21 protein-coding genes and 1 riboswitch are annotated in these 22,673 nt (G+C 72.9%); of the genes, 14 read left to right on the top strand and 7 right to left on the bottom strand.

What is annotated here, in order from left to right; genetic code table 11:
• Positions 1-161: 161 nt before the first annotated feature.
• Positions 162-1,142 carry a sugar-binding transcriptional regulator gene (locus ACFXG1_RS03825; protein ID WP_384712387.1) on the top strand — a complete coding sequence of 327 codons (981 nt, stop codon included), beginning with the start codon at positions 162-164 and terminating at the stop codon, positions 1,140-1,142.
• 94 nt (positions 1,143-1,236) lie between these two features.
• On the opposite strand, the gene ACFXG1_RS03820 is transcribed toward ACFXG1_RS03825, so the two are convergent.
• Positions 1,237-2,082, bottom strand: a complete 846-nt coding sequence (locus ACFXG1_RS03820) for a metallophosphoesterase family protein (protein WP_384740722.1) — start codon at positions 2,080-2,082, stop codon at positions 1,237-1,239.
• A gap of 317 nt (positions 2,083-2,399) precedes the next feature.
• Here ACFXG1_RS03820 and ACFXG1_RS03815 point away from each other — a divergent pair, with 317 nt between their 5' ends.
• From ACFXG1_RS03815 to ACFXG1_RS03805, 3 genes are all read left to right on the top strand, one after another.
• Positions 2,400-3,866, top strand: coding sequence for a GuaB1 family IMP dehydrogenase-related protein (locus tag ACFXG1_RS03815; RefSeq protein WP_384722701.1), 1,467 nt, complete (start codon positions 2,400-2,402; stop codon positions 3,864-3,866).
• A gap of 286 nt (positions 3,867-4,152) precedes the next feature.
• On the top strand, positions 4,153-4,608 hold the full coding sequence (locus ACFXG1_RS03810; RefSeq protein ID WP_384740717.1) for an Lrp/AsnC family transcriptional regulator: 456 nt from the start codon (positions 4,153-4,155) through the stop codon (positions 4,606-4,608).
• 363 nt (positions 4,609-4,971) lie between these two features.
• Entirely contained in the window at positions 4,972-6,663 is a 1,692-nt protein-coding gene (locus ACFXG1_RS03805; RefSeq protein WP_384722439.1) for a flavin monoamine oxidase family protein, read from the top strand.
• Here the strand turns inward: ACFXG1_RS03805 and ACFXG1_RS03800 are convergent.
• The gene (locus ACFXG1_RS03800; RefSeq protein ID WP_384740714.1) at positions 6,624-7,412 is read right to left on the bottom strand and encodes a TetR/AcrR family transcriptional regulator; all 789 of its coding nucleotides are present in this window, start codon (positions 7,410-7,412) and stop codon (positions 6,624-6,626) included. The two genes, ACFXG1_RS03805 and ACFXG1_RS03800, sit on opposite strands and share 40 nt — an antisense overlap.
• A gap of 154 nt (positions 7,413-7,566) precedes the next feature.
• Here ACFXG1_RS03800 and ACFXG1_RS03795 point away from each other — a divergent pair, with 154 nt between their 5' ends.
• Entirely contained in the window at positions 7,567-8,313 is a 747-nt protein-coding gene (locus ACFXG1_RS03795) for an SDR family NAD(P)-dependent oxidoreductase (RefSeq protein WP_384740710.1), read from the top strand.
• A gap of 85 nt (positions 8,314-8,398) precedes the next feature.
• Here the strand turns inward: ACFXG1_RS03795 and ACFXG1_RS03790 are convergent, their stop codons facing one another.
• The 3 genes from ACFXG1_RS03790 to ACFXG1_RS03780 form a co-directional block, all read right to left on the bottom strand.
• Positions 8,399-9,085 carry a DUF5995 family protein gene (locus tag ACFXG1_RS03790; protein ID WP_384740707.1) on the bottom strand — a complete coding sequence of 229 codons (687 nt, stop codon included), beginning with the start codon at positions 9,083-9,085 and terminating at the stop codon, positions 8,399-8,401.
• A 71-nt stretch (positions 9,086-9,156) separates the two neighbouring features.
• Positions 9,157-10,566 carry a uracil-xanthine permease family protein gene (locus ACFXG1_RS03785; protein ID WP_384740704.1) on the bottom strand — a complete coding sequence of 470 codons (1,410 nt, stop codon included), beginning with the start codon at positions 10,564-10,566 and terminating at the stop codon, positions 9,157-9,159.
• A gap of 499 nt (positions 10,567-11,065) precedes the next feature.
• Positions 11,066-12,310 carry an MFS transporter gene (locus ACFXG1_RS03780; protein WP_384740701.1) on the bottom strand — a complete coding sequence of 415 codons (1,245 nt, stop codon included), beginning with the start codon at positions 12,308-12,310 and terminating at the stop codon, positions 11,066-11,068.
• Between the two features lie 207 nt (positions 12,311-12,517).
• On the opposite strand from ACFXG1_RS03780, the gene ACFXG1_RS03775 reads away from it, so the two are divergent.
• The gene (locus ACFXG1_RS03775) at positions 12,518-13,684 is read left to right on the top strand and encodes an ROK family transcriptional regulator (RefSeq protein WP_384740698.1); all 1,167 of its coding nucleotides are present in this window, start codon (positions 12,518-12,520) and stop codon (positions 13,682-13,684) included.
• A 153-nt stretch (positions 13,685-13,837) separates the two neighbouring features.
• On the opposite strand, the gene ACFXG1_RS03770 is transcribed toward ACFXG1_RS03775, so the two are convergent.
• Positions 13,838-14,956, bottom strand: coding sequence for a response regulator (locus ACFXG1_RS03770; RefSeq protein WP_384740695.1), 1,119 nt, complete (start codon positions 14,954-14,956; stop codon positions 13,838-13,840).
• Positions 14,949-15,212, bottom strand: a complete 264-nt coding sequence (locus ACFXG1_RS03765) for a hypothetical protein (protein WP_384723718.1) — start codon at positions 15,210-15,212, stop codon at positions 14,949-14,951. Before ACFXG1_RS03765 ends, ACFXG1_RS03770 begins: the two co-directional genes overlap by 8 nt.
• A 348-nt stretch (positions 15,213-15,560) precedes the next feature.
• Between ACFXG1_RS03765 and ACFXG1_RS03760 the strand changes: the two genes are divergently transcribed.
• The 8 genes from ACFXG1_RS03760 to hisG all read left to right on the top strand — a co-directional run bounded on the left by ACFXG1_RS03760 (position 15,561) and on the right by hisG (position 22,666).
• Positions 15,561-16,565 (top strand): D-2-hydroxyacid dehydrogenase family protein, encoded by a 1,005-nt coding sequence (locus ACFXG1_RS03760; protein WP_384740692.1) that lies wholly within the window; start codon positions 15,561-15,563, stop codon positions 16,563-16,565.
• Between the two features lie 277 nt (positions 16,566-16,842).
• Positions 16,843-16,973: riboswitch (FMN riboswitch) on the top strand.
• 168 nt (positions 16,974-17,141) lie between these two features.
• Entirely contained in the window at positions 17,142-18,260 is a 1,119-nt protein-coding gene (gene ribD / locus ACFXG1_RS03755; RefSeq protein WP_384740689.1) for a bifunctional diaminohydroxyphosphoribosylaminopyrimidine deaminase/5-amino-6-(5-phosphoribosylamino)uracil reductase RibD, read from the top strand.
• A gap of 1 nt (position 18,261) precedes the next feature.
• Positions 18,262-18,876 (top strand): riboflavin synthase, encoded by a 615-nt coding sequence (locus tag ACFXG1_RS03750; RefSeq protein WP_384740686.1) that lies wholly within the window; start codon positions 18,262-18,264, stop codon positions 18,874-18,876.
• Positions 18,873-19,517, top strand: coding sequence for a nicotinamide riboside transporter PnuC (locus ACFXG1_RS03745; protein ID WP_384740684.1), 645 nt, complete (start codon positions 18,873-18,875; stop codon positions 19,515-19,517). Before ACFXG1_RS03750 ends, ACFXG1_RS03745 begins: the two co-directional genes overlap by 4 nt.
• Complete coding sequence (locus tag ACFXG1_RS03740; RefSeq protein WP_384740681.1) at positions 19,514-20,803, top strand: bifunctional 3,4-dihydroxy-2-butanone-4-phosphate synthase/GTP cyclohydrolase II; 1,290 nt, start codon at positions 19,514-19,516, stop codon at positions 20,801-20,803. Before ACFXG1_RS03745 ends, ACFXG1_RS03740 begins: the two co-directional genes overlap by 4 nt.
• 83 nt (positions 20,804-20,886) lie before the next feature.
• Positions 20,887-21,372: a 6,7-dimethyl-8-ribityllumazine synthase gene (gene ribH / locus ACFXG1_RS03735; protein ID WP_384719433.1), complete on the top strand. Its 486-nt coding sequence runs from the start codon at positions 20,887-20,889 to the stop codon at positions 21,370-21,372.
• Between the two features lie 33 nt (positions 21,373-21,405).
• Positions 21,406-21,687 (top strand): phosphoribosyl-ATP diphosphatase, encoded by a 282-nt coding sequence (locus ACFXG1_RS03730; RefSeq protein ID WP_384719435.1) that lies wholly within the window; start codon positions 21,406-21,408, stop codon positions 21,685-21,687.
• Between the two features lie 130 nt (positions 21,688-21,817).
• On the top strand, positions 21,818-22,666 hold the full coding sequence (gene hisG / locus ACFXG1_RS03725; protein ID WP_384719437.1) for an ATP phosphoribosyltransferase: 849 nt from the start codon (positions 21,818-21,820) through the stop codon (positions 22,664-22,666).
• The last annotated feature ends 7 nt before the right edge of the window (positions 22,667-22,673 follow it).

Genomic DNA, 22,673 nt, shown 5'->3' with positions numbered 1-22,673 from the left:
GAACGGTCACTCCGGGCGACCACCGGACCACACGGAGATGAACACGGCCCGACCGGGCTGATCCACAACAGCCGGATCTGACAGGATGACGGATCCGGAGTCAGAACAGGAGTGAGGAGAGCGCGGTGTCTGCTAGGTCGGCGGGACGGTCCGCCCTGCGGATGGGACCCGCGGAGCTCGTACAGGCGGCGGCGATGGCCCGCCGGTTCTATCTGGAGGGCAAGTCCAAGATCCAGATCGCGGAGGAGTTCGGCGTCAGCCGCTTCAAGGTCGCCCGGGTCCTGGAGACGGCGCTGGAACGGGATCTCGTACGGATCGAGATCCGGGTCCCGGCGGAGTTGGACGCCGAGCGCTCCGACGCGATCCGCGCCCGGTTCGGACTGCGGCACGCCGTGGTCGTCGAGTCCCCGGCCGAGGCCGACGAGTCGCCCGACCCGGAGAACCTGGGCGAGGTGGCCGCGGATCTGCTGGGGGAGCTGGTCGACGAGGGCGACGTACTGGGGCTGGCGTGGGGGCGGTCGACCATTCATATGGCGGCGGCGCTCGACCGGCTGCCACCGTGCACGGTCGTCCAGCTCACCGGCGTGTACGACGCGGGAACCGCGGAACGCGGCTCGGTGGAGGCGGTCCGCCGCGCCGCCCAGGTGTCGGGGGGCGACGCCCACCCCATCTACGCCCCGATGCTGCTGCCGGACGCCGCGACGGCCGCGGCGCTGCGGCACCAGACCGGGATCGCCCGCGCCTTCGACTACTTCGACAAGGTCACGGTGGCCGCGGTCTCCATCGGCTCGTGGGAGGCGGGTATCTCCACGGTCCACGACATGCTCACCGACGCCGAGCGGGCCCGTTACGCCTCCTACGGCGTCGCCGCCGAGATGTCCGCGCACCTCTTCGACCGCGACGGCCGCCGGGTCGGCCGCGACCTGGGCGAGCGGTGCATCACGGTCGAAGCCGACCGGCTGCGGCGGATCCCCGAGGTGGTCGCGATCGCCGGGGGAGTCCGCAAGGCGGAGGCGATCGGGGCCGTACTCCGCTCCGGTCTCGTCACCAGCCTGGTCACCGACACCGCGGCGGCGGATCTGCTGCTGAACTCCCCGCCGGGGCTCCGGCCGGCCCTGGAGCGCGCCGACCCCGACGACTGAGGCCCTTCCCCGGGCGGCCGCCGCCGCCCGGGGAAACGTTTACCCACGAGGCGGGCGGTTCCCCGGCGGGGCGGAGGCCGTCCGGGCCCCCGCGTCATGCGTCCGGGCGCGGAAGGATCTGGCGGGCCAGCTCCGAGCGGAGCCCGTAGCGGCGCCACTCGCGCGGGTAGCCCAGCGACACCTCCTCGAAGGGGACGCCGTCGTAGACGGTGCTCCGGGGGATGTGCAGATGGCCGTAGACCACCGCGCGCGCCCCGAACCGGGTGTGCCAGTCCGCCGTTCTGACCGTGCCGCACCACTGGACGAACTCCTGGTGGATCATCACCTCGGTCGGGGTGCGCACCAGGGGCCAGTGGTTCACCAGCACCAGCGGCAGATCGCCCGCGACCTCGGTGAGGCGCCGCTCGGTCTCCTCGACCCGGGCGGCGCACCACTCGGCCCGGCCCGGATACGGATCGGGATGGAGGAAGAACTCGTCGGTGCAGACGATCCCCGCCTCCCAGGCCTTGGCCAGGGACTCCTCGACCGTGCTGGTGCCCGGGGTCAGGAACGAGTAGTCGTACAGCAGGAAGAGCGGCGCGATCCGGACCGGGCCGCCGGCGCCGTGCCAGACCGGGTACGGGTCCTCCGGGGTGACCACCCCGATCCGGCGGCACATCTCCACCAGGGCCCGGTAGCGCTCCACCCCGCGCAGCGGGCTGGTCTCCTGCTTGACCGTCCACAACTCGTGATTGCCGGGGACCCAGATCACCCGGGCGAACCGCTCCGCCAGCAGGGTGAGGGCCCACTCGATGTCCGCCATCAGCTCGCCGACGTCCCCGGCCACGATCAGCCAGTCGTCGGGGGACGAGGGCTTCAGCCCCGCCGTGATCTCGCGGTTCTCGTCGTAGGAAAGGTGCAGATCGCTGATCGCCCGTAACGCTCCGTCGGTTCTCGCCACGTCCGCCAGCCTAACTCGCCGCCCGTCCCCGCCCCGGTGACCGGGCCGGTGACCGGGCCGGTGACCGGCCCGCGGTGACCGTCGCGGCCCCGTGCCCCCCGGCCCCCGTACCGCGGTGCCGAGGGCGCACGGTATCGCTGATCCGTTCGGACTCGGGTAACCTTTCGACGTAAGGCAGGCCCACAATCCTGCGCATCAGCCCCCGTATCTCCACGGGCGTCCTTCGGGGCGACCTGGAGGAAAACACAGCACGGGGGTTCTTTGTTGTGTCGTTCGTGGGAGTGACCTGCTCCGTTTCGCTTGAAAATGTGAGACTTATGCGTTTTCTTGAGCCCGGTACGGGCCGGCTGACTGCCAGTCCCTCGGTCCCCTACGACCTGACCTACGACGATGTGTTCATGGTGCCGAGCCGCTCCGCCGTCGGGTCCCGCCAGGGCGTGGACCTTTCGTCGAAGGACGGCACTGGCACCACCATCCCGCTGGTCGCCGCGAATATGACGGCGATCGCCGGACGCCGGATGGCCGAGACGCTCGCCCGCCGCGGCGGTCTCACCGTGATCCCCCAGGACATCCCGATCGAGGTCGTCGCGGATGTCGTCGCCTGGGTCAAGTCCCGGCACCTGGTGTTCGACACCCCGATCGTGCTCGCCCCCCACCAGACCGTCGCCGATGCCCTCGCCCTGCTGCCCAAGCGGGCGCACGAGGCCGGTGTCGTCGTCGACGATGACCACCGCCCGGTGGGCGTGGTCACCGACGCCGATCTGCTCGGCGTCGACCGCTTCACCCAGCTCTCCGAGGTGATGTCCCGCGATCTGGTGCTGCTGGCCGCCGACATAGACCCGCGCGAGGCGTTCATCCGGCTCGACAACGCCAACCGCCGCTACAGCCCGGCCGTCGACGAGGAGGGCCGTCTCGTCGGCATCCTCACCCGCAAGGGCGCCCTGCGCGCCACCCTCTACACCCCCGCCGTGGACGACGAGGGCAGGCTGCGGATCGCCGCCGCCGTCGGGATCAACGGCGATGTGGCGGGCAAGGCGAAGCAGCTGCTCGACGCGGGTGTCGACACCTTGGTCGTGGACACCGCCCACGGCCACCAGGAGAGCATGATCGCCGCGGTGCGCGCGGTCCGCTCCCTCGACCCGAAGGTGCCGATCGTCGCGGGCAACATCGTCGCCGCCGAGGGCGTACGGGACCTGATCGAGGCGGGCGCCGACATCATCAAGGTCGGGGTGGGTCCGGGCGCGATGTGCACGACCCGGATGATGACCGGCGTCGGCCGTCCCCAGTTCTCCGCCGTGCTGGAGTGCGCCGCGGAGGCGAAGAAGTACGGCAAGCACGTCTGGGCCGACGGCGGGGTGCGCCACCCGCGCGATGTGGCGATGGCGCTGGCCGCCGGTGCCTCGAATGTGATGATCGGTTCCTGGTTCGCGGGGACGTACGAGTCGCCCGGCGACCTCCAGCAGACCGCCGACGGGCGGCTGTACAAGGAGTCGTTCGGCATGGCGTCGGCGCGTGCTGTGCGCAACCGGACCAGCGACGAGTCCGCGTACGACCGGGCCCGCAAGGCGCTCTTCGAGGAGGGCATCTCCACCTCGCGGATGTTCCTGGACGCGGCCCGGCCGGGCGTCGAGGACCTGGTCGACTCGATCATCGCGGGCGTCCGTTCCTCCTGCACCTACGCGGGCGCGGGGTCGCTGGAGGAGTTCGCCGAGCGGGCGATCGTCGGCGTCCAGAGCGCCGCGGGCTATGCCGAGGGCAAGCCGCTGCACGCCAGCTGGAGCTGATTCCGGCCACGGCCTCCGGGCCACGGCCTCCGGCGCCCGGGAATCCCCGGGCCCGGAGGCCGTCTCCCGGGCGCTCCGCGCTCCCCGTGGACCGGTGCCGGATCGTCTCCGTACGACCGTGCCCGCGGTGGCCGGAACGTCCCGGCCCGTCCCCGGCCGGGCGGTGTGTTCTACTGCGTTCCACGGCGACGGCCGGGGCGTGTCTCGTGGATCGGGCCCGATCGGGGAGAACCGCACCGGCCCGCCGCCCAGGACCGGCCCGACGAAGAAGAGTGACCCACCCTCCGTGCGACTCAACGACCTCGACGAACGCATCGTCCACGCCCTGGCCGAGGACGCCCGCCGCTCCTACGCCGATATCGGCGCCCTGGTCGGCCTCTCGGCGCCCGCCGTGAAGCGCCGGGTGGACCGGCTCCGCGACTCGGGGGCCATCACCGGTTTCACCGTACGGGTGGATCCGGCGGCCCTGGGCTGGGAGACGGAGGGGTTCATCGAGCTGTACTGCCGCAGCAATACGTCCCCGGAGGCCATCGAGCGGGGTCTGGAACGGTATCCGGAGATCGCGTCGGCCTCCACGGTCACGGGTGAGGCCGACGCCGTGGTCCAGGTCTTCGCCGCGGATATGCGCCACTTCGAGCGGGTGCTGGAGCGGATCGCCGGTGAGCCGTTCGTGGAGCGCACCAAGTCGGTGCTGGTGCTCTCCCCGCTGCTGCGGCGCTATACGCCCGGGCCGCCCGCCTGACCCTCGGGCCGTGCCCGGCGGATGCCCTTCCCGGGCCCTCTCCGAGCCTTTCCCGAGCCCTTCCCAGGCCCTTCCGGGGTCGGATGGCACCCCGTACCACCTGCGACGACGCCCCCGCACAACGAATCGACGCGACGGGCCCGCCGGACGCAACGAATCGCCCGTCCGAGCGCAACGGACGCGCCTTGTCCCGGGTGGCGGCGGGACCGTAGATTTCTGGGAGTGCCCGCCTCCCGGGCGCCCCCACCCCATCGGCCCCGGCCGGCCGTGCCGCCGCCGCGCACCGCGCCGGTGACACCCACCCGTACCACCGCGACCCCGCGGCACCGCCGCGCCCGTCGTTCCCGCAAGGAGCCCGACCCGATGACGTCCACGGTGCCCACCGCCGTCCAGCACACCGACGCGCAGCCGCCGATCACCATGTTCGGGCCGGACTTCCCCTACGCCTACGACGACTTCCTCGCCCACCCCGCCGGGCTCGGGCAGATCCCGGCCACCGAGCACGGCACCGAGGTCGCGGTGATCGGCGGCGGGCTCTCCGGTCTTATCACCGCCTACGAGCTGATGAAGATGGGCCTCAAGCCGGTCCTCTACGAGGCGGACCGGATCGGCGGACGGCTCCGTACCGTCGGCTTCGACGGCGGCGACCCGGAGCTGACCGCGGAGATGGGCGCCATGCGGTTCCCGCCGTCCTCGACGGCCCTCCAGCACTACATCGACCTCGTCGGGCTCACCACCCGGCCGTTCCCCAACCCGCTGGCGCCCTCGACCCCGTCGACCGTGGTCGACCTCAAGGGCGAGTCGCACTACGCCGAGACCATCGACGACCTCCCGCAGGTCTACCGCGATGTTATGGACGCGTGGAACGCCTGCCTGGAGGAGGGCGCCGACTTCACCGAGATGAACCGCGCCATGCGGGAGCGGGACGTGCCCCGGATCCGGGAGATCTGGGCCCGGCTGGTGGAACAGCTCGACAACCAGACCTTCTACGGCTTCCTGTGCGCCTCCGAGGCGTTCCGCTCCTTCCGGCACCGGGAGATCTTCGGCCAGGTCGGCTTCGGTACGGGCGGCTGGGACACCGACTTCCCCAACTCCATCCTGGAGATCCTCCGGGTCGTCTACTCCGAGGCCGACGACCACCACCGCGGCATCGTCGAGGGCAGTCAGCAGCTTCCGCTGCGGCTGTGGGAGCGCGCCCCGGGGAAGATCGTCCACTGGCCGCAGGGGACGTCGCTGGCCTCCCTGCACGAGGGCGGCCACCGGCCCGCCGTGACCCGGCTCAACCGGACCGCGGGCAACAGGATCACCGTCACGGACGCCTCCGGCGACATCCGCACCTTCCGCGCCGCGGTCTTCACCGCCCAGTCGTGGATGCTGCTGTCCAAGATCGCCTGTGATGACGCGCTCTTCCCGATCGACCACTGGACCGCGATCGAGCGGACCCACTACATGGAGTCGTCGAAGCTCTTCGTCCCGGTCGACCGGCCGTTCTGGCTGGACAGGAACCCGGTGACCGGCCGGGACACCATGTCGATGACGCTCACCGACCGGATGACCCGCGGGACGTATCTGCTGGACGACGGTCCCGACAAGCCGGCCGTCATCTGCCTCTCGTACACCTGGTGCGACGACAGCCTCAAGTGGCTGCCGCTGTCGGCGAACGAGCGGATGGAGGTGATGCTGGCGTCCCTCGGCGAGATCTACCCCGATGTCGACATCCGCGCCCACATCACCGGCAACCCGGTCACCGTCTCCTGGGAGAACGAGCCCTACTTCATGGGCGCGTTCAAGGCCAATCTGCCCGGCCACTACCGCTACCAGCGGCGGCTGTTCACCCACTTCATGCAGGATCTGCTGCCCGAGGGCAAGCAGGGCATCTTCCTCGCGGGCGACGACATCTCGTGGACCGCGGGCTGGGCCGAGGGCGCCGTGCAGACCGCGCTCAACGCCGTCTGGGGCGTGATGCGGCACTTCGGCGGCGCGACCGACCCGTCGAACCCGGGTCCCGGCGACGTCTACGACGAGATCGCGCCGGTCGAACTGCCGGAGGACTGACTGCCGGAGGACCGGGCGGAGGACCGGGCGGAGGACCCGGCGGAGGAGCCGGCGGGCGGCCGGGCCTGCGGCCGGGCGGGGGAATCGGCGGAATACCGTACGGGAGCCGGGCCCCGCTCAGCGGTGTCCCGGGGCGCCACGGGCCGGGCGGGGGCGCCCGTCACGGCCTCCCACGCCCCGATGGCCCGCTCGGCGACCCGGGCCACCTCCTCGTACCCGGCACCGTCCCTGGCCTGGACGGACATGCCCTGAACGATGGCGGTGTAGAAGCGGGCCGCGGTCGCCGTGTCCGTGTCCGGCGGCAGATCCCCCTCCCGGATCCCCCGCTCCAGCCGCTCCCGGATCTGGTCGGTGCCCGCCGCGCGGACCTCGGCCAGACACCGCCTGGCCGCGTCGTCGGCGGTGTTCACGGCCGACAGGACCACCATGCAGCCGGTCGGCCGGTCGTCGCCCGTGAAGGCCCGGGCGTTCCACCGCAGCACGGCGGCGACGGCCTCGAAGGCCGTCGGCTCCTCGGTCAGTGCACGGTCGATCGGCGCGCCCTCGACCGCCGCGTACAACTCCACCGCCTCCCGGAACAGCTGTTCCTTGGAGCCGAAGGCGGCGTAGAGGCTGGGCGAGTTGATGCCCATGGCGGCGGTCAGATCGGCCAGCGACGCCGTTTCGTACCCCCGGCGCCAGAACGTCTCCATCGCCCGGGTCAGGGCGACGGTCCGGTCGAAACTCCTGGGGCGTCCACGTCCCGCCATACCGGTGCCTCCTCGTTCTCGCCACGGCGACCGCCGGGTGCCGTCCGGACCCTCGACTCTTTCTGTGTCGCTCGATAAAAATATACCTTGACGCGCCCCGGAGGGCCGTGTTCGTATTTCTGTGTCGATCAATACGGAATTGGGGAACGCACTCATGGGCACACTGCTGGGCAAGGTGGCACTGGTGACGGGCGGCAGCCGGGGGATCGGCGCGGCGATCGTGCGCCGACTGGCGCGCGAGGGGGCGGATGTGGCGTTCACCTATGTCTCGCCGACCAGCGCGGAGAAGGCGAAGGAGCTGGTGGCCGAGGTGGCGGCGGAGGGCCGCCGGGCGGTCGCCGTCGAGGCCGACTCGGCGGTCGCGGACGCCGTGACGGCGGCGGTCGACCGGACCGCGGCGGAGCTGGGGCGGCTGGACGTCCTCGTCAACAACGCGGGCGTGTTCCCGTACGGCCCCGTGGGCGATGTGACGGCCGATGAGCTGGACCGGGTCCTGGCGATCCACGCCAAGGCGCCGTTCGTGGCGGCGCAGGCGGCCCTCCGGCATCTGCCGGACGGCGGCCGGATCATCACCATCGGCACCAACTTCAGCGACCGCGCCGTGCTGCCGAACATCGTGCTCTACACGATGAGCAAGTCGGCCGTCACCGGGCTGACCCGGGCGCTGGCGCGGGAGCTGGGGCCCCGGGGCATCACGGTCAACGCGGTCAACCCCGGCCCCACGGCCACCGATATGAACCCGGTGGACGGCGAGGGCGCGGACGAGGTGCGGGCCGGTACGGCGCTCGGCCGGTTCCTCCAGCCGGACGACGTGGCCGCGACCGTGGCGCATCTCGCCGGGCCCGGCGGCGATCTGATCACGGGGACGGTGCTCACCGTCGACGCGGGCGTCAACGCCTGAAGGGCCAACGCCTGAAGGGCCGACGCCCGTGGTGGTCGATGCCCGAGCCGACCGGATGCGCGCCCTGGCCGTACCCGGCCGGCGATCAGGGCCAGGGCGTCAGCAGACAGCGGCCGACCAGCCCGACGCCGGTGTCGACGCGCTCGGTGAACTCCTCCGCGAGACCCGGGAGTTCCCGGACACCCCACAGCAGCCGGGCCGCCGACCAGGCCGCGTCCCGGGCCCGGTCGAGACTCCAGGCGCCGACGAGATGGGTGAGCGGATCGGCGACCTCCAAGAGGTCGGGGCCCGGCATCAACTCCTCCCGGATCCGCTCCTCCAGCAGCACCAGTACCTCGCCGACCTGGTCGAACTCGTTCTCCAGGTCCGGCGGGCCGCAGTCCAGCGCCCGGCAGGCGTCGACCACCGCGAGCGCCAGATCGTGCCCGATGTGGGCGTTGATCCCGGCCAGGGCGAACTGGAGCGGCCGTACGCCGGGATGCCGCCGGTACTGGAACAGCGGGCGCCAGCAGGCGGGTGGCCGTCCGCCGGACTCGGCCAGCGCGACCGCCGACAGATACCGCTCGGCGAAGAGCGCGCCGAGGACGGTCGCGGCCCGGCGGTCCGGGAACTCGCCCCCCTCGATCCGCCGGGCGATGTCCTCGGTGACCGTCAGATAGACACGGTTGAAGACGGCCACGCCGTCACGGGCGGGCCAGCGGGCGTCGAGCGCCCGCATCCGGTCGGCCGCGTCCACCACGCCGACCGCCGCGCTCTGTTCGATCCGGACCATGGGGTCAGGGTCCCAGCCCGGACCCCGCCCCGGGCCGGATCGGCGGAGCCGTCCCCGGAACGGGCGAAGGGTCAGTCCTTGCCGGAGCTCGTTCCGGTGTCGGTGTCGGTGTCGGTGTCGTACCGGGACGTGCCCTCGTCCAGCAGCGGCTCCTGCGTCTTCAGATGCGCCGGGGCGAATGCCCGCAGGACGTGGTAGCCGGTGATCACGACGATCGTGCCGAGGGCGATACCGCCCAGCTCGAAGTCGTCGCCGATCTTCAACGACACCCCGCCGACACCGATGATGATGCCCGCGGCGGCCGGGACCAGATTGAGCGGATTGCTCAGATCCACCTTGGCGTTGATCCAGATCTGGGCGCCGAGCAGGCCGATCATCCCGTACAGGATCACGGTGATACCGCCGAGCACCCCGCCCGGGATCGCCGCCACGACCGCGCCGAACTTGGGGCAGAGCCCGAAGAGCAGGGCGAAGACGGCGGCGGCCCAGTAGGCGGCCGTGGAGTAGACCCGGGTCGCCGCCATCACCCCGATGTTCTCGGAGTACGTGGTGTTCGGCGGGCCGCCCACCGCGGTGGAGAGCATCGACGCCGCGCCGTCCGCCGCGATCGCGGTTCCCAGCTTGTCGTCCAGCGGATCGCCCGTCATCTCGCCCACGGCCTTGACGTGCCCCGCGTTCTCGGCGATCAGCGCGATCACGACGGGCAGCGCGATCAGGATCGCGGACCACTCGAAGGCGGGGGCGTGGAAGGACGGCAGCCCCACCCAGGCGGCGTCGCCGACCGCGGAGAAGTCGAGCCGCCAGTGGTCCACGGCCGCACCGCCGCCCAGCGGGGAGTGGATCTTGCCGAAGACCCGGTCCAGCACCCAGGAGAGGCCGTAGCCGAAGAGGAGCCCGAGGAAGATGGCGATCCGGGAGAAGAAGCCGCGCAGACAGACCACGGCCAGCCCGGTGAAGAGCATCACCAGCAGCGCCGTCCACTGGTCCTGCGGCCAGTAGGTGCTGGCGGTCACCGGCGCCAGATTGAAACCGATCAGCATGACGACGGCGCCGGTGACGATCGGCGGCATCGCCGCATGGATGATCCGGGCGCCGAACCGGCGCACCGCGAGACCGGAGAGGAAGAGCGCGACACCGACGACGAAGACCGCGCCGGTGACGGTCGCGCTGTCCCCGCCGCCCGCGCGGATGGCGGCCGCGACACCGACGAAGGAGAGCGAGCAGCCCAGATAGCTGGGGACCCGGCCGCGGGTCGCCAGCAGGAAGATCATGGTGGCGACGCCGGACATCATGATCGCGAGATTGGGGTCGAGACCCATCAGTACCGGAGCGACGAAGGACGCCCCGAACATCGCGACCACGTGCTGGGCTCCGAGGCCCGCCGTCCGCGGCCAGGAGAGCCGTTCGTCGGGGCGTACGACGGCGCCAGGAGCGGGGGTCCGCCCGTCGCCGTGCAGGGTCCAACGCACGCCGAGATTCACCGGGCGGCTCCACTTCTCACGGGGGTTCGGTCTGACGGGACCGAGGCGCGCGGCCGGGACGGACGTCCGGGGCGGCGGCTCGGCGGATCGGCACGCGGGTCGTGGACGATCGGCGCCATGTTAGTGGCACTTTTCGGCCGTTCGTCGCACGGGCGGAACCCGGCCGCCGTGCCGTGGTCCGCTTTCGGGACGTACGGCCGGGCCGTCGCCCTTGCCGCGGGCGGCGGTCCACCGTGTTGCGGCGGAGGTCCCCGGGCTCGACCGGGCCCTGTCCGGCGACTCGCTACAGGCTGAGGTCGTCGCTCCGGTCGTCGCTGCGGTCACAGCTGAGGTCACCGCTCAGGTCGCGATGGCACGGGCCGGTGGTGGATGGCCGAAAACCCCCGGTGCCGGGGGCGCGGGGGAGAAGGGGAGGGTTCGGCCCCGGACGGACGGGGTGGCAGTGGGTCCGCCCGGGGCCGGATCGGGGGGCGGCGCTCGGGAGCGCCGCCGGGTCGGGTCAGCCGCGGGGCTCTCCGGCCGGTACGTCCGTGGTGGCATCGGCGGGTGAGGGCTTCGCCCCGCCGCCCGCCGTCGGGCCGCGGCCCGCCGAACGGAGCACACCGGCGCCCAGGACCAGGCCGAACGCCAGCGCCGTCACCAGGCCGAAGGAGGTCACCAGGCTGGTCAGATCGGCGATCCCGCCGATCGCGGACGGCGCGATCAGGCTCGATGTATAGGTGATGGTCGCGACGCCCGCGATGGCCTGGGCGGGCCGCGGCCCGCTGCGGCCCGCGGCCGCGAAGGCGATGGGGACGACGATCGCGACGCCGAGCCCGATGAGGGCGAAGCCGGTCAGGGCCGTCGCCGGCTGCGAAGCCAGCACCACGAGCAGCCCGCCCGCGGTCGCCACGACCCCGCCGGTCCTCACCGTACGCACCGGGCCGAAGCGGTCCACGATCCGGTCGCCCGCCAGCCGGGCCACGGCCATGGTCAGGGCGAAGGCGGTGGTGGACGCCGCGGCGAGACCGGGGGACGTGCCCAGGACGTCCCGCAGATAGACCGCGGACCAGTCCAGGCTGGCGCCCTCGGCGAAGACGGCGCAGAAGCCGATCGCCCCGATGACCACCGCCGACCGCGGCGGGATCGCGAAGTGCGGCGGCGGCTCCTCGTCCGGGGCGCTCCGGACGTCGAGGACACCCCGGCAGGCCAGCAGGCCGAGGACGGTGAGGACCGCGGCGGCCAGCGCGTGATGGATCCGGGCGTCGGTGTCCAGATGCGCGGCGAGCGTGCCGCCCGCCGAACCGACCAGGGCCCCGACGCTCCACATGCCGTGCAGCCCCGACAGGATGGACCGCTCCATCCGGTTCTCGACCTCGACGCCCACGGCGTTCATCACCACGTCCGAGGTGCCGGACGTGGCGCCGTAGACGAAGAGCGCCGCGCACAGTCCCAGCAGATTGGGGGCGAGGGCCGGCAGGGTCAGGGCGAGGGTCCACAGGGCGAGCAGCCAGCGCAGGGCCGTACGGGCGCCCAGCCGATGGCTGATCGCCCCGGCCAGCGGCATCGCCAGCGACGCGCCGATCGCGGGGAAGGCGAGGGCGAGTCCGAGCTGTCCGGCGCTGACCCCGGTGTGGTCCGAGATCCACGGGATCCGGGTGGCGAAGCTGCCGGCCACCGCGCCGTGCACACAGAACACCGCGGCCAGCGCGAACCGTGCCCGCCGGAGCTGCCCGGGGTCGAGAACCGTCCCGCCCGACGCCATACGCCCACGCTCCCCCTGGTTTCGGAGTCCGCCGTTCCGCGGACTCCCGTAAACTATCAGGAAGGTTGCCTGATAGTTAATCCCCGCGCATCCGGTTTTTCGCCGGGGAACCGTGCGGACCGTGCGTACCGGCCGGGTCCGGTACGTCTCCCTCTCTCTCCGTGACCCGTCGGCCGGGCCCGGAAACCGATCTGGAAGGATTCCGGCATGCCCGCATCCCCGAGCACCGCCCGGGCCATCAACGACCGGCTCGCCCTGGGGCTTCTCCAGCGCGAAGGCCCGCTGACGGCGGGGGAGTTGAAGGTCCTGACCGGGCTCTCCCGGCCGACCGTCGCCGATCTCGTCGAACGCCTCCAGGAATCCGGGCTGATCCGGATCGTGGGGGAGGCCGGTGTCCGGCGGCGCGGCCCCAACGCGCGGGTGTACGGGATCGTGGCCGACCGCGCCCAGCTGGCCGCCCTCGACGTCCGGACCCAGGGGGTGTCCCTCGTCGTCGCCGACCTCCTGGGGACGACCCTCGCCGAGGCGTCCCTGCCGATCGCCCGCGACACTCCCGCGGGGCCCGCCGTCGAGCAGGCGGCGGCGCTGCTGGAGCGCACCGCCCGGGACGCCGGGGCCGCCCGGCTGCACACCGTCGCCGTCGGCGTGCCCGGCCTGATCGACCCCGGCACCGGGGAGCTCCGTGAATCGGGGCTGCCCGGCTGGCACCGCAGCCTCGTCGCCGCGCTCCAGCAGCGGCTGCCCGCCCGGATCGTCCTGGAGAACGAGACCAACCTGGCCGCCGTCGCCGAACAGCGCTCCGGCGCCGCCCGGGACCGCGACACCTTCGCCTTCCTCTGGCTCGGCCACGGCGTCGGCGCGGCCCTCTTCCTCGACGGGCGGCTGCGCCGGGGCGTGTCCGGCGGCGCGGGCGAGATCGGCTTCCTGCCCGTGCCCGGCACCGGCGGGCTGCCGTCCGCGTCCGGCTGCGACGGCGGGTTCCACTCCCTGGCCGGTTCGGCGGCGATCGGCGCGCTCGCCGCCGACCACGGACTGAAGGCCCCCGACGCCTCGGAGTCCACCGCCTCGACGGTCGTCGCCGAGGCCGTCGCGGCCGGGGCGGCCGGCTTCCTCGACGCCCTCGCCGACCGGGTCGCCCTCGGCGCCGCGGCCGTCACCTCGGTGCTCGACCCCGGGTGCGTCGTCCTCGGCGGCGAGGTCGGCCTGGCGGGCGGCACGGACCTGGCGGACCGGGTGGCCACCCGGCTGGCCGCCCTCAACCCGCTGCCCACGGAGGTCCGCCCCGGCGAACTCGGCGGCAGGGCCATCCTCCGCGGCGCCCTCCTCACGGCCCGCGACCACGCCCAGGACGACGTCTTCGCCCCGGGCGCGTAGTCCCCGCCGTGCCCGGTTCCCGGGTGGGGCCGCACCGACCGCCGTACGCCGCCGTACCCGCCCGGGGCGTACCGGCGACGCCCCGCGGGTGAAGGCTCGGGCGGCCCCGGCGGACCAGGGGAGGTGCGGGACCGTGCCCGCCCCGGCAGATACTCAGCGCGTCCCGCCGTCGCCGTGGCGTTCGAGATAGATGCCGGTGAAGACCGCGACCTTCGCCCGGAGCACCCAGGGGTCGAACGGCTTGCCGATGTAGTCCACCGCCCCCGCCGCGTAGCCGCGCGCCGAGTGTTCGGGGTCCGCACCCATCGCGGTCAGGAAGATGATCGGCACCTTGCTGCTCCGGCCGCGCCGCTTGATGTGCGCGGCCGTCTCGTAGCCGTCCATCAGGGGCATCTGGACATCCATGATGATCACCGCGAAGTCGTCGTGGTCGAGGAGCGCCTTGAGCGCGTCGCGGCCCGACGACACGGCCACCAGCTCCTGGCTGAGCGTCGACAGGACCGCCTTCATGGCCATCAGGTTGTCCCTCTGGTCGTCCACGATCAGCACCTTCGGCAGGCTCCTGGTCACGGGCCCGGCCGCCGGCGGGACCAGTGGGGGCAAGCCGTCGCCGCGCTGGACCTTCTCCATCGCCTCCAGCTGCCGTTCCAGCAGCCCGCACCGCTCCTCCGCGCGGTCCCGCTGGAACCGGGTCGCCGTCAACTCCTCCGCCAGCCGGCCCACCTGGGCCCGGAGGGCGTCCCGTTCGCGTAAGAGCTCCGACACGTCGGGCGCCGCGTCGGCCGCCCGGTCGGCGCGCTCCCGCTCCGCGATCCGCGCCGCCTCCAGCTCACTGATCCGTACCTCCAGATCGGCGATCCGGTGCTGCCGGTCCAGCAGCGCCTCGCCGATCACGTCCCCCTGGACGGCGGAGCGGCGCGAGACCCGGTCGGCGTCGGCCAGCTGACGCTCCAGGACCTCCAGGGCGTGCCGCGGCGAGGGCACCGAGGTCGCCAGCGCCTCCTCGTGCAGCCGCCGTACCAGCGCGATCGCCTCCGGGGTTGCCGCCCTGCCCCGGTGCTCGGCGAGATCGGTGAACAGATCCACCACCACCTCCCACGGCGGTACCCGGGTGCCGTTGAGATAGCGGGAGAGCGTGCCGGGGTCCCGCAGCCGCCGTGCCGCGTACCGCCGTACCGAGACGCCCAGCGCGTGGAAGAGCCCGCGCAGTTCCTGGGCGAGCGCCCGGGCCTGCGGGGTCAGCCCCGGGCCGAGCGGCCTGAGTTCAGTCACGGACCTCACCCCCGGCCCCGGCCGCGCCCGCCCGTTCCCCGGCCCCGGCCGCGCCCGCGCCGCCGCCGGACCGCTCCGCAGGCCCCACCAGCCGGTCGAAGAACGGGACCGCGAGGCCCGCCGCGGCGAACCCGCACAGCACACTGCGCGCCGTGCCCTCGCCCGCGAACCCGGTGAGCACCCCCGCCCCCACCCCGGCGAGTACCGCGAGCAACAGCACGAGAGTGGCTCTCAACGACAGCAGCGGGCGCTCCATGGCGTCCCTTCCTTCCTGCGACGCCCCACCGGACCCGGCGGGGACCGAACCCCTCCGGACGGACGCCGGAAGCTGAGGCACAGCATGGGGCGCGGGCCGGGTGTTGCGCCGCCCGGCCGGCCCGATGGCAACGGCGGCGACGGCGGAGCCGTATCCGCCGCACTCCCGTCGATGGGCGTCGCCGCTGGTCCGGCGGCCGCGCCCGCCGCCCGGCCGCGGGCCGCGGTACCGGTGTTGCCGCGCAACGCGTCCGCCGCCGCACCACATCCGCCGAGGTCGGTTGTGCGCCTGGGGCGCACGGTCGTGCACTACGCTCCCGCTGAATCGGTGACGGAGGAGGCTGACGGGATGACGGCAGTGACGGGCAGATCGGAACCGGCCGCGCGCGACGAGGCGGTCCTGCGGTGTGCCGTGCTCGACGACTACCAGGGCGTCGCCCGCGGGCTCGCCGACTGGGACCGGCTCGGCGACCGGGTCGAGACCCGCTTCATCCGCGATCCGCTGCCGACCCACGACGCGGTCGCCGCGGCCGTCGGCGACTGCGAGATCCTCGTGGTGATGCGGGAGCGCACCCCCTTCCCCGCCGAGCTGTTCGCCCGGCTGCCCCGGCTCCGGCTGCTGATCACCTCCGGGATGCGCAACGCCGCGATCGACCTGGCCGCCGCCGCCCGCCACGGCGTCACCGTCTGCGGTACGGCCAGCAATCCGGAGCCGCCCGCCGAACTGACCTGGGCCCTGATCCTCGGTCTGGCCCGCGGGGTCGCCGTGGAGAACGCGGCCCTGCGCTCCGGCGGCCCCTGGCAGCAGACCCTCGGCGCCGATCTGCACGGCCGCCGGCTCGGCGTCCTGGGCCTCGGGAAGATCGGGACCCGGGTCGCCCGGGTGGGCGCCGCGTTCGGGATGGAGGTCACCGCCTGGAGCCGCAACCTCGACCACGGACACGCCGCCGCCGTGGGCGTGACACCCGCCGCCTCCCGGGAGGAACTGCTGGAGACCAGCGACGTCGTCACCGTCCACCTGGTCCTCGGCGACCGCACCCGGGGCCTGATCGGGGAGCCCGAGCTGAGGCGGATGCGCCGTACCGCCCTCCTCGTCAACACCTCGCGCGCGGGCATCGTCGACCAGGACGCGCTGCTGCGGGCGCTGCGCGAGGGCTGGATCGCGGGCGCGGGCGCCGATGTCTTCGCCACCGAGCCGCTGCCCGCGGACGATCCGTGGCGCACGGCCCCGAACTTCCTCGGACTGCCGCATCTGGGCTATGTGACCCGGCGCAACTACGAGGGCTACTTCGGGCAGGCGGTCGAGGACGTCGAGGCGTTCCTGGCGGGCCGTCCGGTACGCGTCCTGGGCTGACACCCCCGCGACCACGACCGGCTCCGGGCGCACCGGAACGCCCGGCGGCGGCAAGGGCCGGGACTCCGCCGCCGGGCGTACGCACCCCGCGCGCGTGAGCGGAGTGGCGCCGAGACTAAGAGGACTAGACCACTGCGTCAATAGCCCGGTACGACTCGTTCCCCGTCGTTCCCGGCGGGGGCGGATCGCGGATTCCGTGACGGCCTGTGAGTCAGCCCACAGAGGTTCACCCGTTTGGCCGACGGCGGCCCATGGCAGACTGGCCCTGTATCAGCAGCAGCGTACTCCGGGGTCGGTGCAATTCCGAGCCGGCGGTTAAAGTCCGCGACCCGGCCGCAGCCAGCGGCCGGTTGACCAGGTGAAACTCCTGGACCGACGGTGAAAGTCCGGATGGGAGGCAGTGCGCGGCGGGCGGCCCTTCGGGCCCGTCGGCCGGAATGAGCTGATCGCTCCCCCTGACGGGGCGGGCGGTCGCCCGTCCACGGCCCGGCGCGGCCGTATCACGTGGGGATCGCGCGTCCATCTGTCGTTCGTCGACAGGCCCCGGAGTCCGTGCCCGAGAGGCAGGAGGACCCGGTGGCCACCGCAGCCGACATTGCCGCCATGCGCCGAGCCGTCGCGCTCGCCGCCCGCGGCCTCGGCTCCACGAGCCCCAACCCCGTCGTCGGCTGTGTCGTCACGGACGCCGCCGGCCGCACCGCGGGCGAGGGCTACCACCGCCGCGCGGGCGGACCCCACGCCGAGGTCCACGCCCTGACCGCCGCCGGTGAGCGGGCCCGCGGCGGTACCGCGTACGTCACGCTCGAACCCTGCGACCACGCCGGCCGTACCGGCCCCTGCACCCGGGCGCTGATCGACGCCGGGATCGGCCGGGTCGTCTACGCGGTCCCCGACCCCACCCCGCAGGCCACCGGGGGCGCCGCCACCCTGCGCGCCGCCGGGATCACCGTCGAGGAGGGCCTGCTCGCGGCCGAGGCCAAGGCCGGGAACACCGCCTGGCTCACCGCCGTCCGCACCGGCCGCCCCCATGTGCTGTGGAAGTACGCGGCCACCCTCGACGGCCGGATCGCCGCCGAGGACCGCACCAGCCGCTGGATCACCTCCCCGGAGGCCAGGGCCGACGTCCACCGGCTGCGCGCCGAGGCGGACGCCGTCGTCGTCGGCTCCGGCACCCTCGCCGCCGACGACCCGCACCTCGCGGCCCGCGGCGTCCCGGGCGCCGTCCAGCCGCTGCGGGTCGTCCTCGACACCCGGGCCACCGTCCGGCCCGGCGCCCGCGTCCTCGACGGTACGGCCCCGACCCTCGTCGCCGTCGGCGAGGACGCCGACACCAGCCGTATCGCCGGAGCCGGAGCCGGAGCCGGCGGCGTTGACGTGGTTCGGCTCCCGGCCGCCGACACCGGAACCGGACTCTCGGTCCCGGCACTGCTCACGGAGTTGTACGGGCGGGGCGTCCGTTCCGTCCTCCTCGAAGGCGGCCCCACCCTCGCCGGGGCGTTCGTCGCGGCGGGCGCGGTCGACCGCGTCGTCGGCTATCTCGCCCCCGTCCTCCTCGGCGCCGGACCCGCCGCCCTCTCCTACGCAGGAATCGGCACGATCGCCGACGCGTTGCGTCTCGACATGACCGAGACCGTCCGGATCGGTCCCGATCTGCGGATCACCGCCGTGCCCGCCATCACCCCCAAGGAGCGCTGAAGTGTTCACCGGAATCGTCGAAGAACTGGGTCAGGTCACCGCCGTCGAGCACCTCGCGGACGCCGCCCGCTTCCGGCTGCGCGGCCCGGTCGTCACCGACGGCGCCCGGCACGGCGACTCCATCGCCGTCAACGGCGTCTGCCTCACCGTCGTCGACACCGCCGACGGCGAGTTCACCGCCGATGTGATGGCCGAGACCCTCAAGCGCTCCGCCCTGGGCGCGCTGGAGCCCGGCTCGCGGGTCAATCTGGAACGCCCCACCCCGGTCGGCGGACGGCTCGGCGGCCATATCGTGCAGGGCCATGTCGACGGCGTCGGCACCATCACCGCCCGCACCCCGTCCGAACACTGGGAGACCGTCGAGATCTCCCTCCCCGGCCCCCTCGCCCGCTATGTCGTCGAGAAGGGGTCCATCACCGTCGACGGGGTCAGCCTGACCGTCGTGGACGCGGGCGACGACCGCTTCACCGTCAGCCTCATCCCGACCACCCTCGCCCTGACCACCCTCGGGGTGAAGGGCCCCGGCGACCCGGTCAACCTGGAGGTCGACGTGATCGCCAAATACGTGGAGCGGCTGCTCGGTGCCCGCGCCGGAGCCGGGGAGCCCACCCCATGAGCGCGTTCTCCTGGCTGAACGCCGAGGCGTTCACCGCCTTCGGCCAGCACATCATGTGGTCCGACATGATCGGCAACACCGTCGGTCTGCTCGCCCTCGCCCTCGGCTGGCGGCGCTCCGTATGGACCTGGCCCGCCCAGCTCGCGTCCGGCGCGGTCCTCGTCACCGCCTACGCCTCCGCCCAGCTCACCGGCGGCGTCGGCAAACAACTCCTGGTGATCGTGGTCGCCGCCTGGGGCTGGCACCAGTGGACCCGCGGCACCCGCAAGGCCCGGGACGGCTCCGTCGCCGTCCGCTTCGCCACCTGGAAGGAGCGCGCCTTCCTCGCGGGCGGCGCGGCCCTCGGCACCGCGGCCGTCGGCGGGCTCTTCACCCTCTACCCGTCGCTCTCCTGGAGCCCCTGGGCCGACGCCTACATCTTCGTCGGGACCGTCGTCGCGATGATCGCCCAGGCCCGCGGCCTGGTCGAGTTCTGGTTCGCCTGGCTGCTGGTCGACATCGTCGGCGTGCCCCTCGCCTTCAACAGCGGACTCGCCTTCTCCGGGCTGGTCTACATGATCTACTTCGCCCTCGTCCTGTGGGGGATGCGCGACTGGTGGCTGCGCTCCCGTACCCCCGCTCTGGAAGGAGCACCGGCATGATTCCGGCACCCACGTGGTACTCCACCGACAACCTCGAGGACTTCGCCCTCGACCCCGTCGACCAGGCCGTCCGCGATATCGCGGCGGGCCGCCCGGTCGTCGTCGTCGACGACGAGAGCCGTGAGAACGAGGGCGACCTCGTACTCGCCGCCGAGAAGGCCACCCCCGAGATCGTGGCCTTCATGATGAGCGAGTGCCGCGGGCTGATCTGCGCCCCGATGGAGAGCGGTGAACTGGACCGGCTCGACCTGCCGCAGATGGTGGAGCGGAACACCGAGTCGATGCAGACCGCCTTCACGGTCTCCGTCGACGCCGGACCGTCCTACGGCGTCACCACCGGCATCAGCGCCGCCGACCGCGCCACCACCCTGCGCCTGCTGGCCTCCGGCGGCGTCGAGCCCGCCGACCTGGTCCGGCCGGGACACATCTTCCCGCTGCGGGCCAAGCCCGGGGGAGTGCTCGCCCGCCCCGGCCACACCGAGGCCGCCGTCGACCTGGCCAGGCTCGCCGGACTCCGCCCCGCCGGGGTGGTCGTGGAGATCGCCGGTGAGGACGGGGTGATGCTGCGGCTGCCCCAGCTGATCCCCTTCGCCCGCCGGCACGGACTGACGATCATCTCCATCGAGGACCTCATCGCCCACCGGCTGGCCACCGAGCCCACCGTCCACCGGGAGGCGGAGGTCGACCTGCCCACCGCCTTCGGCCGGTTCACCGCCTACGGCTACCGCTCCGTCCGCGACGGCATCGAACATGTCGCCCTGGTCCACGGCGACCTCGCGGGCGACCCCGACGACGTCCTCGTCCGGGTCCACTCCGAGTGCCTGACCGGCGACGTCTTCCACTCCCTGCGCTGCGACTGCGGCCCCCAGCTCCAGGAGTCCCTGCGGCGGATCGCCGACGAGGGCCGGGGCGTCGTGGTCTACCTCCGCGGCCACGAGGGCCGCGGCATCGGACTGCTGCCCAAGCTGCGCGCGTACGAACTCCAGGAACGCGGCGCGGACACCCTCGACGCCAATCTGGAGCTCGGCCTCCCCGCCGACGCCCGCGACTACGCCGCCGGGGCCCAGATCCTGGCCGACCTCGGGGTCCGCGGACTGCGGCTGCTCACCAACAACCCCGACAAGATCAGCGCCCTGACCGGTCTCGGGCTCACCGTCCACGGCCGGGAGTCGATGCCGGTCCAGGCCGGTGAGCACAATCTGCGCTATCTGCGGACCAAGCGCGACCGGATGGGCCACGACCTGCCCTGGCTCGACCCCGCCGGGTCCGCCTGCGGCAACCAGTGACACCCCATCCGTAACCCCCATCCGTAACCCCGATCCGTAACCCGGCAACACCCATCCCATCCAGTCCCGTCCCGAGGAGAAGCGTGAGCGGCAAGGGCGCACCCGAACTGTCCGTACGGAACTGCGGAGACCTGCGGGTCGCCGTCATCGCGGCCCAGTGGCACGACAAGGTCATGGACGGCCTCGTCGACGGAGCCCTGCGCGCCCTGCGCGAGCTGGGCATCGACGAACCCACCCTGCTGAGGGTCCCCGGCAGCTTCGAGCTGCCCGTGGTCGCCAAGGTCCTCGCGGGCCGCGGCTACGACGCCGTCGTCGCCCTCGGTGTCGTCATCCGCGGCGGCACCCCCCACTTCGACTACGTCTGCCAGGGCGTCACCCAGGGGCTGACCCAGGTCTCCGTCGACACCGGCGTCCCCATCGGCTTCGGCGTGCTGACCTGTGACACCGAGGAGCAGGCACTCGACCGGGCCGGGCTCCCGGGATCGCGCGAGGACAAGGGCCACGAGGCGGTGACCGCCGCCGTCGCCACCGCGGCGACGCTCCGTTCGGTGAGTGAACCCTGGCGCTGAGCGGCGCCCCGGACCCCGTACCCTGGGACCATCATGGCGAACACGACCCGCAAAAGCTTCGAAGAACTCTTCGCCGAGCTCCAGCAGAAGGCGGCGACCGGCGACCCCACGACCTCCCGCACCGCCGAACTGGTCGACAAGGGCGTCCATGCCATCGGCAAGAAGGTCGTCGAGGAGGCCGCCGAGGTGTGGATGGCCGCCGAGTACGAGAGCAAGGAAGCCGCCGCCGAGGAGATCTCCCAGCTGCTCTACCACGTCCAGGTGATGATGGTGGCCCGGGGGATCTCGCTCGACGACGTCTACTCCCATCTCTGAGCCGGGCACCGCCCGGCACCGGGCCGGGGGCCCGCCCCCGGCCCCGCTCCCACCCCCGTAGTCCCCCTCGCAGTCCCCCTCCGTCCAGTTCCCCCGTTCCCGTACGTCGTCACGTAAGGAAGCCGATCCCATGCTGCGCATCGCCGTCCCCAACAAGGGCTCACTGTCCGCACCCGCGGCGGCGATGCTCCATGAGGCGGGCTACCAGCAGCGCAAGGAGTCCAAGGAGCTGGTGCTCGTGGACCCCGTGAACGAGGTGGAGTTCTTCTACCTCCGGCCGCGCGATATCGCGATCTACGTCAGCTCCGGGCGGCTCGACATCGGCATCACCGGCCGGGACCTGCTGCTGGACTCCGGCGCCGACGCCGAGGAGATCCTCGAACTCGGCTTCGCCCGCTCCACCTTCCGCTACGCCACCCGGCCCGGCACCGCGAGCGGCCCGGAGGAGTTCGGCGGGATGACGGTCGCCACCTCCTACGAGGGCATCGTCGCCCGGCACCTCGCCGACAACGGGATCGACGCCTCCGTCGTCCACCTCGACGGCGCCGTGGAGACCGCGGTCGAACTGGGCGTCGCCCAGATCATCGCCGATGTGGTGGAGACCGGTACATCCCTGCGCAACGCCGGTCTGGAGGTCGTCGGCGAGCCGATCATGACCTCCGAGGCCGTCGTCATCCGCCGCCGGGGAGCGGACCCCGAGGACCCCAAGGTCCAGCAGTTCCTCCGCCGCCTCCAGGGCGTCCTGGTGGCGCGGGCGTACGTGATGATGGACTACGACTGCCGGGTCGAGCACCTCGAACAGGCCATCGCCCTCACCCCCGGCCTCGAATCCCCGACGATCTCCCCGCTGCACCACGAGGGCTGGGTCGCCGTCCGCTCGATGGTCGCCGCCAAGGAGGCGCAGCGGATCATGGACGATCTGTACGACCTGGGCGCGCGCGCCATTCTCACCACCGCCATCCACGCCTGCCGGCTCTGAGGGACTC

The sequence above is a fragment of the Streptomyces sp. NPDC059248 genome (assembly GCF_042753905.1).
In the GTDB taxonomy this organism is placed as follows: Bacteria; Actinomycetota; Actinomycetes; order Streptomycetales; family Streptomycetaceae; genus Streptomyces.
This window is presented reverse-complemented; position numbering and strand designations above follow the sequence as displayed.